The 13,959-nt window shown below is 42.3% G+C and carries 13 protein-coding genes; 4 read left to right on the forward strand and 9 right to left on the reverse strand.

Annotation, left to right across the window (positions count from 1 at the left end; translation table 11 throughout):
- Positions 1–280: 280 nt before the first annotated feature.
- The 4 genes from accA to dnaE all read right to left on the reverse strand — a co-directional run bounded on the left by accA (position 281) and on the right by dnaE (position 7,132).
- On the reverse strand, positions 281–1,258 hold the full coding sequence (gene accA, locus C6W21_RS09000) for an acetyl-CoA carboxylase carboxyl transferase subunit alpha (protein WP_106050050.1): 978 nt from the start codon (positions 1,256–1,258) through the stop codon (positions 281–283).
- On the reverse strand, positions 1,243–2,118 hold the full coding sequence (gene accD, locus C6W21_RS09005; RefSeq protein ID WP_106050051.1) for an acetyl-CoA carboxylase, carboxyltransferase subunit beta: 876 nt from the start codon (positions 2,116–2,118) through the stop codon (positions 1,243–1,245). The genes accA and accD overlap by 16 nt, the downstream gene beginning before the upstream one ends.
- Before the next feature lie 304 nt (positions 2,119–2,422).
- Positions 2,423–3,655, reverse strand: coding sequence for an NADP-dependent malic enzyme (gene ystJ / locus C6W21_RS09010; protein WP_106050052.1), 1,233 nt, complete (start codon positions 3,653–3,655; stop codon positions 2,423–2,425).
- Positions 3,656–3,796: 141 nt separating this feature from the next.
- Positions 3,797–7,132: a DNA polymerase III subunit alpha gene (dnaE, locus tag C6W21_RS09015; RefSeq protein ID WP_106050053.1), complete on the reverse strand. Its 3,336-nt coding sequence runs from the start codon at positions 7,130–7,132 to the stop codon at positions 3,797–3,799.
- A 137-nt stretch (positions 7,133–7,269) separates the two neighbouring features.
- Between dnaE and ytrH the strand changes: the two genes are divergently transcribed.
- The 3 genes from ytrH (at position 7,270) to C6W21_RS09030 (ending at position 8,406) form a co-directional block, all read left to right on the forward strand.
- Positions 7,270–7,611, forward strand: coding sequence for a sporulation membrane protein YtrH (gene ytrH, locus C6W21_RS09020; RefSeq protein WP_024424798.1), 342 nt, complete (start codon positions 7,270–7,272; stop codon positions 7,609–7,611).
- Positions 7,608–8,111 carry a sporulation membrane protein YtrI gene (ytrI, locus tag C6W21_RS09025; RefSeq protein WP_106050054.1) on the forward strand — a complete coding sequence of 168 codons (504 nt, stop codon included), beginning with the start codon at positions 7,608–7,610 and terminating at the stop codon, positions 8,109–8,111. The genes ytrH and ytrI overlap by 4 nt, the downstream gene beginning before the upstream one ends.
- A gap of 109 nt (positions 8,112–8,220) precedes the next feature.
- The gene (locus C6W21_RS09030) at positions 8,221–8,406 is read left to right on the forward strand and encodes a YtzJ family protein (protein ID WP_003216400.1); all 186 of its coding nucleotides are present in this window, start codon (positions 8,221–8,223) and stop codon (positions 8,404–8,406) included.
- Between the two features lie 50 nt (positions 8,407–8,456).
- On the opposite strand, the gene C6W21_RS09035 is transcribed toward C6W21_RS09030, so the two are convergent.
- Entirely contained in the window at positions 8,457–9,398 is a 942-nt protein-coding gene (locus C6W21_RS09035; RefSeq protein WP_106050055.1) for a DHH family phosphoesterase, read from the reverse strand.
- Positions 9,399–9,545: 147 nt separating this feature from the next.
- Between C6W21_RS09035 and C6W21_RS09040 the strand changes: the two genes are divergently transcribed.
- The gene (locus C6W21_RS09040) at positions 9,546–9,848 is read left to right on the forward strand and encodes a YtpI family protein (protein ID WP_106050056.1); all 303 of its coding nucleotides are present in this window, start codon (positions 9,546–9,548) and stop codon (positions 9,846–9,848) included.
- A gap of 60 nt (positions 9,849–9,908) precedes the next feature.
- Here C6W21_RS09040 and C6W21_RS09045 read toward each other — a convergent pair whose 3' ends face one another.
- From C6W21_RS09045 to C6W21_RS09060, 4 genes are all read right to left on the reverse strand, one after another.
- A complete protein-coding gene (locus C6W21_RS09045) occupies positions 9,909–11,231 on the reverse strand; it encodes a CBS domain-containing protein (protein ID WP_106056122.1) in 1,323 nt (440 codons plus the stop codon).
- Between the two features lie 157 nt (positions 11,232–11,388).
- Positions 11,389–12,072: a metal-dependent hydrolase gene (locus C6W21_RS09050; protein ID WP_095285565.1), complete on the reverse strand. Its 684-nt coding sequence runs from the start codon at positions 12,070–12,072 to the stop codon at positions 11,389–11,391.
- Between the two features lie 66 nt (positions 12,073–12,138).
- A complete protein-coding gene (locus tag C6W21_RS09055; protein WP_106056124.1) occupies positions 12,139–12,894 on the reverse strand; it encodes an SDR family oxidoreductase in 756 nt (251 codons plus the stop codon).
- A 90-nt stretch (positions 12,895–12,984) separates the two neighbouring features.
- Positions 12,985–13,890 (reverse strand): phosphotransferase, encoded by a 906-nt coding sequence (locus tag C6W21_RS09060; RefSeq protein ID WP_106056126.1) that lies wholly within the window; start codon positions 13,888–13,890, stop codon positions 12,985–12,987.
- Between the last annotated feature and the right edge of the window lie 69 nt (positions 13,891–13,959).

Genomic DNA, 13,959 nt, shown 5'->3' on the forward strand with positions numbered 1-13,959 from the left:
ATGAGCAAAACCGGATGTTTTCAATACGTATTTCTAAAACCGTCCTTATTATACAATTAAATAAACCGTTTTTAAACAAAAGTTAAGAAAGTCATGAAAGCAATTCTTTCAAAAACGAGGAAGATTGAACCCTCTAAAGCTTATCATATCAAGGTTTTCAGACGTTTCAAATTTTATGAAAACAAAAGAAAATTATTTTCAAATAGCGCTTACATGAGGTCGGTTTTCATGAAAAAAGGATAAAAAAAATAAACGCCAGCCAAAAAGGCTGTACGTTTATTTAGTTTACCCCAATATATTGATTTTCAACCGATACTTTCCCGATTGCTTTGTATTTTTGATATCTTTGTTCGACTAGTTCTTCAGGTGTTAGTTTGAGCAAAGATGTAAGTGACTGTTTTAATGTTTTTTCAATGTAGGCTGCTTGTTGTTTCACGTCTCGATGTGCTCCACCTTGCACTTCTTTAATAACATCATCTATAATATCTAATTCTTTTAGGTCTGGAGCCGTAATTTTCATTGTTTCTGCAGCTTTTTTCGCAAGTGATGAGTCCTTCCAGAGCAGTGCTGCTGCACCTTCAGGTGAAATCACTGAATACGTTGAATTCTCTAGCATGTATAGGTGGTTTCCTACGCCTAAGCCTAGTGCGCCGCCACTTCCGCCTTCTCCGATGACAATACAGACAACCGGTACACGAAGTCCTGCCATTTCGAATAGGTTTTTCGCAATTGCTTCACTTTGTCCGCGTTCTTCAGCTGCTTTACCAGGATAAGCTCCTTTTGTATCAATAAAGCAAATGATCGGGCGATTAAATTTATCTGCTTGTTTCATTAAGCGCAGCGCTTTACGGTAGCCTTCTGGATGAGGCATTCCGAAATTACGGCGCAAGTTTTCTTTTGTGTCTTTTCCGCGCTGATGGCCAATGACTGTGACAGGAAGCCCTTTAAACGTGGCGATTCCTCCAACAATGGCTTCATCATCGCCATAGAAACGGTCACCGTGACATTCGAAAAAGTTGTCAAACAGCTCTTGAATGTAATCGAGAGTTGTTGGACGCATCGCATGACGAGCAATTTGCACCCTGTCCCACGGCTTTAAATTTGTATAAATGTCTGTTTCAAGCTTACTAAGACGTGTTTCAAGACGCTCAATTTCCGCACTTAAATCCATCTCTGAGTTTTGTGTGAACTTTTTCAATTCATCAATTTTCGCTCTAAGTTCGATGACAGGTTTTTCAAATTCTAGTTCTCCAGCCACTCTCGTTCACCTCCTGTGCTGTGTAATGCTAAGATTCGGCCTAGTGTTTCTTTCATCTCTGCACGGTGAATGACAGCATCCAATTGACCATGCTTCATTAAAAATTCAGCCGTTTGGAAGTCCTCTGGCAGGTCTTCACGAATGGTTTGTTCAATGATTCTACGGCCTGCAAAACCAATTAAAGCACCAGGTTCTGCAAAGTTGTAATCACCAAGAGAAGCGAAACTAGCTGATACACCGCCAGTTGTTGGGTTCGTCATCACAGAAATAATCAAACCTTGATCCTCGCTGAACAGCTTTAATGCTGAGCTTGTTTTTGCCATCTGCATGAGACTGAGGATCCCCTCTTGCATTCTCGCTCCGCCAGATGCAGTAAAGATGATAAATGGCACCTTGTCCGCTTTTGCTTTCTCGATCGCAAGTGTGATCTTTTCACCAACAACCGAGCCCATGCTGCCCATACGGAACGTGGCATCCATGACAGCGATCACAGCACGCTCGCCTTCAATTTCACCTTGACCTGTGACAATGGCTTCATTCAAAGATGTTTTTTCTCTGTCTTTCTCAAGCTTTTCTTCGTAGCCTGGGAAACCGAGCGGGTTTTCTGAAATCAAGTGCCCGTTAAATTCTTCAAATGTGCCTTCGTCTACAAGGCTTTTAATACGCTGTTTTGCATTCATTTGCAAATGTCTGCCGCAATTCATGCAAACACGTAAATTTTTATCTAGTTCTTTGGTGAGCATTATTTTTTTACATTGCGGACATTTGGTCATGATGCCTTCAGGCACATCTTGGCTTGCCTGTTCAGAGGGTACAGATGCATATTTTTTCTTTTTACTGAAAATATTTTTAATTGACAAATGACTACCTCCCTTTTTGAAGGGTTTTTTCTTTACACGCACATCCACTATTATAGGACATGTCATAACTGTACCGAAACTATTGTACTTTTTTTGTCAAACGCTGTCATCCTTCATTCAATTTTTTCAGTGGGGAATTGATGAGAAATGAGTATGTGTTTGGGGCGCTGAGCAGTTGATATATGTGAATTGTGAACGTCTACAAAAAAATATCATTCCGGATGAAAAAATTTTCGCGTATGAGAGGAAATGGTGCACGTTTTTTCTCCAATTTCAGAAAGAACGTGCACACTTTTCCAATTGATTATTCGCCGATAATCGTTAATTTTCTTGTTTTTTCAGCGACTGCTTCTGGGTCGACTTTGATTCTTGCAACGCCAGTTTCCATTGCTGCTTTTGCTACTGCTTTTGCTACCGCTGGTGCTACGCGTGCATCAAATGGTTCAGGGATGACGTATTCAGCTGACAATTTATCATCTGAAACAAGAGAAGCAATCGCTTCAACGGCTGCAATTTTCATTTCTTCGTTAATGTGAGTTGCACGTACATCTAATGCTCCGCGGAAAATTCCTGGGAATGCCAGCACGTTGTTCACTTGGTTCGGGAAGTCAGAACGGCCAGTTCCAACAACACTTGCACCTGCTGCATGTGCATCTTCTGGCATGATCTCTGGATTTGGATTCGCCATAGCGAAAATGACAGGATCTTTTGCCATTTTTCCAACCATTTCTTTTGTTAAAGCACCTGCTACCGAAACCCCGATGAAGACGTCTGCGCCTTCAATGACTTCTTCTAATGAACCTTCTTTACGGTCTTGGTTTGTGAATTTAGCGACTTCATTTTTCACTGTATTCATACCGTTCGGGCGGCCTTCATAAATTGCGCCTTTTGTATCACACATGATGATATCACGTACACCGAAATGATATAGAAGCTTGATAATCGCAATTCCCGCTGCTCCAGCGCCGTTTGCCACCACTTTGATGGAGGACATTGATTTTCCAGACAGTTTCAGAGCATTCACAAGTCCTGCTACTGTGACAATCGCTGTTCCGTGCTGATCATCGTGGAACACTGGAATGTTTGTCTCTTTTTTCAAGCGCTCTTCGATAATGAAGCAGTTTGGAGCTGCAATATCTTCAAGGTTGACACCGCCAAATGTTGGCTCAAGAAGCTTTACTGTTTCAACGATTTTGTCTACATCGTTTGTCGCAAGCGCGATTGGGAAGGCATCAACGCCCGCGAAGCTTTTGAATAATACAGCTTTTCCTTCCATTACTGGAAGAGATGCTTCTGGACCAATATTTCCAAGCCCTAAAACAGCGCTTCCGTCTGTGACAACAGCGACCATATTACCTTTCATTGTATAATCATACACTTTGCTTGTGTCGTCATAAATATCTTTACATGGTTCTGCAACACCAGGTGAGTAAGCCAAGCTTAAGTCTTTCGCATTTTTCACTTGTACTTTTGATTTTGATTCAAGTTTGCCCTGATTCTCTTTGTGCATATGTAATGCTTCTTCTCTTAATGACATGTGATGAACACTCCTTCAAGTGGAAAATGATTTAATGAATTGCTAAGTTGATAAGCACATACTGGCAGTTTTAAATACACAGAATCTTTAAAATGATAACACAATAGGTGAATTTGTAAAACATATTCAGGCGATTTGTCATCATTTAATCACAACGTTTTGTTCACCAAGCAGCTCTTTTAACTGGAAAATCACAGCATGATCTGCATGAACCTTGTATGCATCTGGAAGTCTCACTGTCTTTTTTTGCTTCTCATAATACAAATAGACATCTGCTTCTCCGCTGTGCATCGAGATCACCCGCTTTACTTGCTCTAGCAGCTCCTGCGTATGGTTTTCTTCTTTCACCCGAATGTAGACAGACTCTTTTCTTTGTGTGCCCATCTCTTCAAGCAGAACGGCTTCTTGCACGATGATTTGGCTGCTGTCATTTCTGACATCTATTCTGCCTTCAACATAAAGCATGGCGCCCTCCTCAAGTAAGGGGGACAGCTTTCTAAATTGCTCTGGAAAGACGACGCCTTCCATTTCTCCCGTTTCATCCCCAAATGTGACAAATGCCATCGATTGTCCATTTTTTGTACGAATCGACTTCACTTTTGTCAAAAGACCACCCATTGAGACCTTTCGCTTTATATAGGAAGAAAGTCCGATGATGTCCACTGCACCATTTTCTCTTAAGCGATCTCGGTACGCTTGTACAGGATGATTTGATAAATATAGTCCAAGTGCCTCTTTTTCAAATTGCAGGAGATCGACAAGCGGCAGTTCTTCTATCTCCGCATATTTTGGCTTAATGGAGAAGGTTGTATCCCCCAGAAAGTCGAGCTGATCATCTGGATTTAAAAATGACACGTGGTCTAATGCAATATCTATTGATGCCAATAACGAAGCACGATTTGGATAAAGCTCATCCATCGCCCCTGAAAAAATGAGCGCTTCAATCGTTTTTCGGTTGACACTCTTTGCTGACACTCTTGCGCAAAAATCAAATAAATCTTCAAACGGCTTTTCCTGTCTTGCCTTGTATATATCCTTTACAGCTGACACTCCGACATTTTTGATCGCTCTTAAGCTGTAGCGGATCTCCCCTTTTTCAACCGTAAATGGAAATTCACTCTTATTAATAGAAGGCTTCAACACAGATATCCCTTTTTCCTTTGCCTCATAGAAATATTGAGCGACTTTGTCTTCATTTCCAATCACACTCGTTAAAAGTCCGCACATAAAATATAACGGATAATGCGCTTTTAAGTAAGCAAGCTGAAAGCCAATCATGCTATATGCAACAGCATGGCTTCTATTAAAACCATAGTTTGCAAATTTGACGATTAAGTCATACACATCATTTGCAATGTTAACAGGATACTCCTTTTTTAGGCATCCTTCAACAAAATGGCTTCGCTCTTCATCAAGGACTTTTTTATCCTTCTTCGAAACTGCTCTTCTTAATAGATCTGCCTCGCCAAGCTGAAAGCCTGCCATCTTCGCTGCAATCAGCATGATTTGCTCCTGATAGACGATGACCCCATATGTGTCCTTTAAAATGTCATACAAATCAGGATGCGGATAAGAGACCTTGGCTCTGCCGTGCTTTCGGTCGATAAAGAGCGGGATATTCTCCATTGGACCTGGGCGATAGAGGGCATTGACCGCCACAATGTCTTCTAAACTAGAGGGCTTCAGACGTCTCAGCACCTGACGCATTCCTTGTGATTCAAGCTGGAAAATCCCAGTTGTATCTCCCGCTGATAACAATTCAAATGTTTTCTGATCTTCATATGAAATGTCACTAAAGTTAATGTGGACGTTTTCCTGTCTTTCAATCTGGTTTTTAATGGATTCAATTAAGGTTAAGTTTCTTAGTCCTAAGAAATCCATCTTTAAAAGCCCGAGATCTTCTAAATAATTCATCGCATACTGCGTTAAATACACACCATCATGGCCGTCTTGAATGGGAACGATCTCTGTCAGCGGCTCCTCGCTCAGCACAACACCGGCTGCATGTGTGGAGGTATGTCTTGGCAAGCCTTCTACCTTTAAAGCAGTTTGAAAGACTTGCCATAGCTCTTCGGACTGCTGGAGCATCGTTTTTAATTCAGGAGATGCAGTCAGCGCTTCTTTCAGCGTCGTTCCTGGCTTTGACGGAATCAGCTTTGCGAGACGGTCCGCTGCCTTTGAATCAATCCCCATCACACGTCCGACATCTCTTAAGGCCGCTTTTGCTGCAAGGGTTCCAAATGTGACAATTTGCGCCACATGCATGTCTCCATATTTGTCTTTTACATAAGAAATGATTTCATCTCTTCTCGTATCAGGGAAATCAATATCAATATCTGGCATACTGATTCGCTCAGGATTTAAAAAACGCTCAAATAACAGACCGTGACGGATCGGATCGACATCGGTAATAAACAATACATACGCCACAAGTGAGCCTGCTGCCGATCCCCGTCCTGGCCCTGTGACAATGCCTTGGTCATGGGCATACTTCATAAAATCCCACACGATGAGAAAATAATCACTGAAATTCATTTTTTGGATAATGCTCAGTTCGTACTCAAGTCTTTTCACATACGCGTCATTTGAAGCAATCTTTCTTTGCTTCATCCCTTCTGCGCACACTTTGCGTAAAAACTGATCTGCTGTTGATTGATCAGGTGTCGGATAGGATGGGAGTTTTGTTTGCCCAAGATTTAAATCGACTTCACAGCGGTCTGCGATCTCCACCGTTCTTGTCAGCAGCTCTGTATCCTGCGTATACCATTCCTTCATTTCTTCGAAGGTTCTGAAATGCTTTTCTTCTCGTTCTTCCTCAACCTCGGACAGCTGCTGCCCTGCCTTAATAGCCTTTAAACACGTATAGGCCGTTTTGTCTTCCAGGTTGATGTAGTGGACATCTCCCGTCGCAACAAGAGGAATCTCCGCTCTTTTTGAGACGTCTCTGAGTTTACCGGCAAGCGATTCGTCTTGCTGAAATGGCTGAAGTGCGATGTACACATGTCCCTCACCGAAAATATGTTTCAATTGTTTCGCCGCATCATGCGCTTCTTCTAGCTGATCATGCTGAAGCAGCGTTTCAATGTAGCCAGAAGCGCCTGGCGTAATGGCAATGAGCCCGCGGTGGTAGCTTTTCAGCCATTTTTCTTTCAGTCCAGCTTTTGATTTTGATTTCAGCACACTGCTGATTTTGATCAAGTTTTGGTAGCCTTCATTGTTTTTGGCAAGGAGTACCAAGGGATAAGCCTCTGTCTCTTGTTCATCTATGAAGACAGAAGCTGTTAAACCGATAACCGGCTTGATGCCATGTTTTTTACATTCCTTATAAAATTCAACCGTTCCATACATCACATGGTCATCGGTAAGAGCGAGCGCCTTGCAGCCAAGTTCTTTTGCTTTCAGCACGAGCTCCTTTACTTTTGCTGCACTGCTTAATAAGCTGTATCCACTGTGGACCTGAAGATGAACATAAGACATGCTTAATCCACTCCTTTCGTCTAAAGTCATTCTTTCATTATAAAACGCGATGCGATGAGAAACAAATGTTCTTTCTTTTCTGTCCGTTCATACTTGTCCCGCACACACCATATATTGAATAGAGTGAGGTGGACAAAATGGATGTGAAGGAAGCTTTTATTCCAAATTTTATTAGCTGTTATTTTATTGCACTTGGGGTCATTTTGGGCGGTGCCATCATAGGCGGTGTTGGTGCTTATTTATCCGGTCAGCCGCCTTTATCCATTATTACGAGTCTAGCCAACCGTTTAAAGATTTGGGCGCTTGTCGCAGCTATCGGCGGAACGTTTGATGCCGTTTATAGCTTTGAACGAGGCATTTTCGAAGGGAACACGCGTGATATTTTCAAGCAGATTTTATTAATTATCTCTGCCATGGGCGGTGCGCAAACAGGTTATCTTATTATTACGTGGCTCACACAGGAGCATGTGTCATCATGAGGGTGCCGGAGCTGTACAAACGTCCAGGCTGGCAGCGTTTTTTTGCGGGGATGATGTTTGGCGCGATTGTGAGCTGGCTCATTTTCCTCTTTACATACGGTACCTTTCAGGAAAAGCAGGTGACACTGCTTAGAAGCCAGCAGCACCACATGGACAGTCTGAAAGAACAAATCACACTCTATCGGGAAGATTTGCATAAGTTAAATGAGGATAATAAACAGCGGCTGCTGATCCAAAGCGTAGATGTCCATCTCGTCAATCGTGAGCAATATAAAATCCCAGAGCCAGATACGCTGAAATTTGAAGATCAGGTCAAAGAGGATATCTCAGAGGTGATTACAAAGGATATTGAAAGTGTCTATAAAACAAAGGAATTATTAAAACGAACGGTGGAAAACAAAGAATATACCATTCGGGAAAAGGCATACCGCGCCAAAGTGACAGAGCTGACGATTTATACGAAGCTTTCACTTGAAGTGCGCATTTCATTTGCTGAATAAATAATCATGTGGAATTTTTATGAATTTCTGCCCTCAATGATCGCTTTTCCCTCCTAATTTTTATACACTAAAAGTAGAACGATTACTGAAATAGAAAGAGGTGAGGACAATGGAGGTTTACAGCTATCGTCAAATGGCACGAGACAAAGCAAGCCGGATCAAAGATGGCATGTGTGCTTATGCTGAGACAGAAATGATGGCTCATTTAATTAAAAAAGAATTAAAGCATCAAAATCTCCAAGCCTATGAAGATTCAACTGACATCGGCTGCTGGTTTATCCCTGTATGCAAGTAACCCTTTTCTCCATGACAAAAAAGAGAGAGGGGACTTGAAGCCCTCCTCTCTCATGATGATGATTTACATACTTCTTCTAAATCACGCAAAATCTCATCTGCCACGGCCCAATCATAAATAGACGCACCTGCTGCAAGCGGGTGGCCGCCGCCATGATATTTTCTCGCAATGGTATTAATGACGACCCCTTTAGAACGGAATCTGACACGAATCTGGTCGTTTTCTTCCACAAAAAAGACCCATGCTTTAATCCCTGCAATATTTCCAAGTGTCCCAACAAGCTGTGAGGCTTGCTGCGCTGTTGTTTGGAACGATTCCAAAATATCGCGCTTAATGAAAACAGAGGCGACCCCATTCTCTGACAAAGAAATATGTTGAAAAATATAGCCATTTAATTTCACGACATTCAGGTCCGTCTCATACAATTGATTGAAAAGGTCTGAAGATGAAAATGGATATTCAATAAGTTCCCCAGCATATTTGAGCGTCTTTTTCGTCGTGTTTGGGAAAAGGAAGCGGCCTGTGTCTCCTACAATGCCGGCATAAATGAGTTCAGCCGCCTTTGTATTCAGCTGATATCCTTCTTCTTTCCCCTCTAAATACAGCTCATAAATCATTTCGCTCACAGAGCTTGCCTCTGTATTCACCCAAAGCAAGTCACCATACGGATCTTCATTTGGATGATGGTCAATTTTCATCAGCTTATCGCCCATTGAATAGCGCTGATCGTCAATTCTTGCCTGATTGGCTGTATCACAGACAATGACAAGGGCACCTTTGTACACGTCGTCCGGCACCTCATCAAGTTCATATAAAAATGAAAGGGATGGCTCCGGGGTTCCTGTCGCATAAATATTTTTTTCTGGATAGGTTGCACGCAGGATTTCCGTAAGGCCGCACTGCGATCCATACGCATCTGGATCTGGTCTTACATGTCTATGAATGATGATGGTGTCATATAATGATATGGTTCTAATCAGTTCTTTTTTCATAAAAACTCCTTCTTATCCGATACTCTTTTTATTATTAAATCATAATCTATCCTGACGGAAAAGTGAGGAATAGACAATTTATTCTAGTAAGCAAGCCTATTTACGTTTAAAATAGGGTTGTAACCACTTACAATGGAGGCTTGGCACATGCTTGTTTTGATTATGTTTATTATTAGTTCTGCCATGTTTTATTTATACTACAAAGCAAAGAATGTCCGTACGAACCGCCCGGTCGAAAAGAAATTCTGGTCGGCAAAATCCAGTATGGCACTTGGCTGCTTTGTCCTGCTCTTCGGTGTGAATCAATTATTTTTAAACCGCTCGTCACTCGCATTTGTCATTGGATTTATTTTTGTTGCCGTCGGTATCGGCAGTACGTGGGCTGGATATAAAGCCTACAAGCATTACCTTCCGCTCTTTTTAAAGGAAGGCGAAAAAGATCACGCATAATGAGAGAGAAGGGCTAAAATGATGTTTATTTTAGCCCTTTGTCTTTTTCGTCATCGCCCTTTATCCCCTCTCCATCAGCTGCACCATCAGCATCGCTTTGCCTACAATATTCGATTGATGATAAACCTCCACTTCCAGCTTTCCAAACTTGCGGCCTACTTCTAAAATATTCGGCTTGATCTGTATCGTGGATTCCATTTGAACCGGTTTTAAGAAGTAGACAGAGAGACTTTCGACAATCAGCTCTCCTTTTTTATGAGACTTTAAGAAGCGGTTGGCGGATTCAATTAAAATTTGCGTGAACACTCCATATGAAATGTTTCCAAGCTGGTTTGTCATTTGTGGTGTGACCTCATATTGATACACTGCATCTGCCTTAGGTTTTTCTGTATCGGTTTCTTTAAACCCTCTTGAAACAACATCATCCAGTTTTTCTCCGACCTGCGGCTGCTTTTGAATCATTTGGAGCGCCTTCAGCACGTCCTGACGGCTGATCATCCCAATCAGTTTCGCATAATCATCTACAACTGGCAGCACCTCAATGCCTTCCCATACCATCATTTGAGCAGCAGAGGCGACGGAGGTTTTGCCAATGACTGTCAGTGGATTTTTCGTCATCACCTTTTCAATCGGTGTGGAGCGGTCATGCCCCGCGATATCCTTTGAGGTGAGAATTCCGTGAATCTTCATTTGGTCGTCTGCGACCGGGAAGCGGCCGTGGCCAGTTTCATAATTCTTTTCATACCATTTTTCAAGCTTATCCTCTGGTGATAAATACACCGTCCGTTCGATCGGCGTTAAAATATCTTCCACAAGCACAATCTCTTTTTTTATTAATTGGTCATAAATGGCTCGGTTTATGAGAGCTGCTACAGTAAACGTATCGTAGCTTGTCGATAAAATCGGGAGCTCAAGCTCATCTGCGAGCTGAATGATTTCATCATCTGTTGAGAAGCCGCCTGTGACCAGCACAGCCGCTCCTGCCTCTAATGCTTGCCTGTGGGCATTGATCCGGTTTCCGACAATCAGCAGGTTACCAGCTGCCGTATAGCGCATCATCGCATCAAGCTCCATCGCTCCGATGACAAATTTGTTTAATGTTTTATGTAAGCCCGTTCGTCCTCCAAGCACCTGTCCATCAATAACATTGACCACTTCTGCATATGTCAGCTTTTCAATATTTTCTTTTTTCTTCTGTTCAATCCGAATGGTACCAACTCGTTCAATCGTACTGACGAATCCTTTATTTTCAGCATCCTTGATGGCCCGGTAAGCGGTCCCTTCACTCACTTTCATTTCTTTCGCAATACGCCGGACAGAGATTTTCTCTCCGACATCTAATGAATCAATATACGATAAAATTTGTTCATGCTTTGTCGCCAATCCCGTTCACCCTTTTTGTTTTCAGCGTTTTCATCTAAGTTTCATTATAAGGGCAGGAGGCTTTTAATAGCAATTTGTCTTTTTTCAGCACGATACACGTAAACAAAAAAGCCGGCATTTGAATGCCGGCTAGCTCTTTATCTTTTTGCTAGGTTGATTAAATCTCAATCGATTCTCCGCTGTTTAACACATGACCAACGCCGCCATGCAGGCTGTCTGCAAATGCATGCGGGTCCTGCTCAATCGGCGGGAATGTGCTGTAGTGAATCGGCACGACCTGCTTCGCCCGAAGCCATTCGGCTGCGATTCTTGCATCGTCCGGTCCCATCGTGAAGTTATCACCGATCGGAAGGAATGCAAGCTCAATATGATTCAGCTCACCGATCAGCTTCATATCTGAAAAGAGCGCAGTGTCTCCAGCATGATAAATCGTTTTGCCCTCTGCGGTAAATAAAATACCTGATGGCATGCCTGTATACGTAATCGTTTTTGCATCTTCATCAATGACAGCTGAACCATGGAACGCTTGAGTGAGCTTGACTTTACCAAATTCAAACTCACGTCCGCCGCCGATATGAAGCGGGTGCGTTTTCACCCCTTGCCAGCTTAAATAAACGGCAAGTTCGTTTGGCGCGACAACGAGCGCGTCATTGTTTTTAGCGATTTCAATGGTATCACCGAGGTGATCTCCATGCCCATGTGTCAGCAAAATGACATCCGCTTTGACATCTTGTGGCTTGATATCTGTGTGTTTATTTCCATTTAAAAATGGATCAATCCAAATATGGTATCCGTTTGTTTCAATGTGTACGACTGAATGTCCGTGATATGTAGCTTTCATGTGAGTATATCCACCTTTCGAATTTGATCTCATTTCATCTATTCCCTGTATAAAAAGCTGAAAAACTTAATGTCTGTGAATGACGTTAAGACCACCTGTTGCTTCAATAACGGTCCCTGTAATGAGGTCTGAACGGTCATCGCATAGAAATGAGATGATACGTCCTATATCCTCTCCAGTACCAGACCTGCCAATAGGCGTTTCATCGTCTTTGATCTGGCGTGCTTCTTCTATTGTGGATTCTTTCATGTCTCCAACGATTTTGCCTGGGCAAACCATATTGGCTGTGATGCCGTTTTCGGCTTCTTCAATCGCAATGGTTTTCGTCAACGAGGCCAGCCCTACTTTTGCCGCTCCGAAGGCTGATCTGTGCATCCAGCCTGGTGCATGGTCTGCTCCTTGGAAGCCATACGTGATAATGCGGCCAAAGCCTTGTTTTCTCATCATGGGGATGACCATTCGGTACAAATGGAACACTGCGGATAGGTTGCCTTCCATCATTTGATACCATTCATCTTCGGAATAATCCGCTAGTTTTTTTCGTTCAAAAATATAAGGGCCAGCATTATTAATCAAGGCATCGATCCGCCCAAATCGCTCTGCTGCCAGCTCTACCATGTTTTTTAAATCTGCTTTGTTTGTCACATCTCCTTGGACAAATTGAAGCTTTTCTTCGTATTCCTGCAATTCTTCTTTCATCTGCCGGACAGCTTCATCATCACTTCGATAATTCACTGTCACAGAATACCCCATATTCAGTAAAGACTCGGTGACTTTCCTGCCAAGTCCTTTAGAACCCGCTGTTATTAATGCGTGTCGCACACAATCTCCTCCTAAAGCAAAGGTTGCAAGTTCACATGTTTCTTATCTTTACTTTACTATAAACCGGCTCCCTTCGCACTTTTGAACCCTTTATCGATGCGGGTAAAACAGGATAGGGTGATTCATCCACTTTTTCAAATCACATGATCCATGAATATCGAGGAGCAGCGAAACAAAACGATAGCATTCTCTCACCTCATGAAGCTGGCGAGGAAGCGGACAAATCTCTTCATAGCCCAATTGAACATCGTGCGCAGCTTCTTTCGTCAACAGGTATTCCAATGCAATAAAATCAAACGCAGTTGGTCCAAATACGACATATTCCGTATCAACTAGACTCGTCACTTGATCATCTTTTTCAATATATTGCGATGGATCTAAATCAATTAAAATGAGACTGGCTGAACCAGGAGGATTTAGCTTTTCAATCTTTTGCTGCACCATTTCTGCATAATACTGAAATTCAGGCTGATCAGCGTAATAGCGGCTTATGAGTTTGGAGATAGCCTTTTTTAACAGAGCATGGAATTCTCTCAAATGTCTCTTTTCCGCTCCGTATACTGCACCGAAGGAATGAGTTCGATATGAATGAAGATGCGCTAGTTTCCTCCCGTAATCCTTATAGAAGTGTGATGAACGTCCCTCAAAAGATATTAAAGGTGTTCCTTCTACTTTTTCCATTACACAATAGTGTCTCCCCGCCTTCTTCACTTTACGAACAACTTCCGGAATATGAAAGGAATTCGTATGAGACAGCTTTTCATTGATTTGATCGATGTGCTCTTGTACTGTATGAGCATTTACTCCATAGATCATGTTGATCCCATACACAAATTCACTTTCTTCTCTTGCAGTTTTAGGAGATTTCATCACATATTCCGTTTGATCTTGCAAGGAGATCAGCCACACATCATTAGCCCGTCCGTCGTATTGTTCTCCTAACGTTTTAACTGATACGATGGGCTGGTCAAACAAAGCTTGAAGCGTTTTCTTCATGATTTACTTCACTCCCTCTTCAGCTTGACACTGGTATGCTTTCATTTTCTCCAATGATGATTAATTTCC

It is taken from the genome of Bacillus sp. NMCN1, from assembly GCF_002998085.1.
GTDB lineage: Bacteria > Bacillota > Bacilli > Bacillales > Bacillaceae > Bacillus.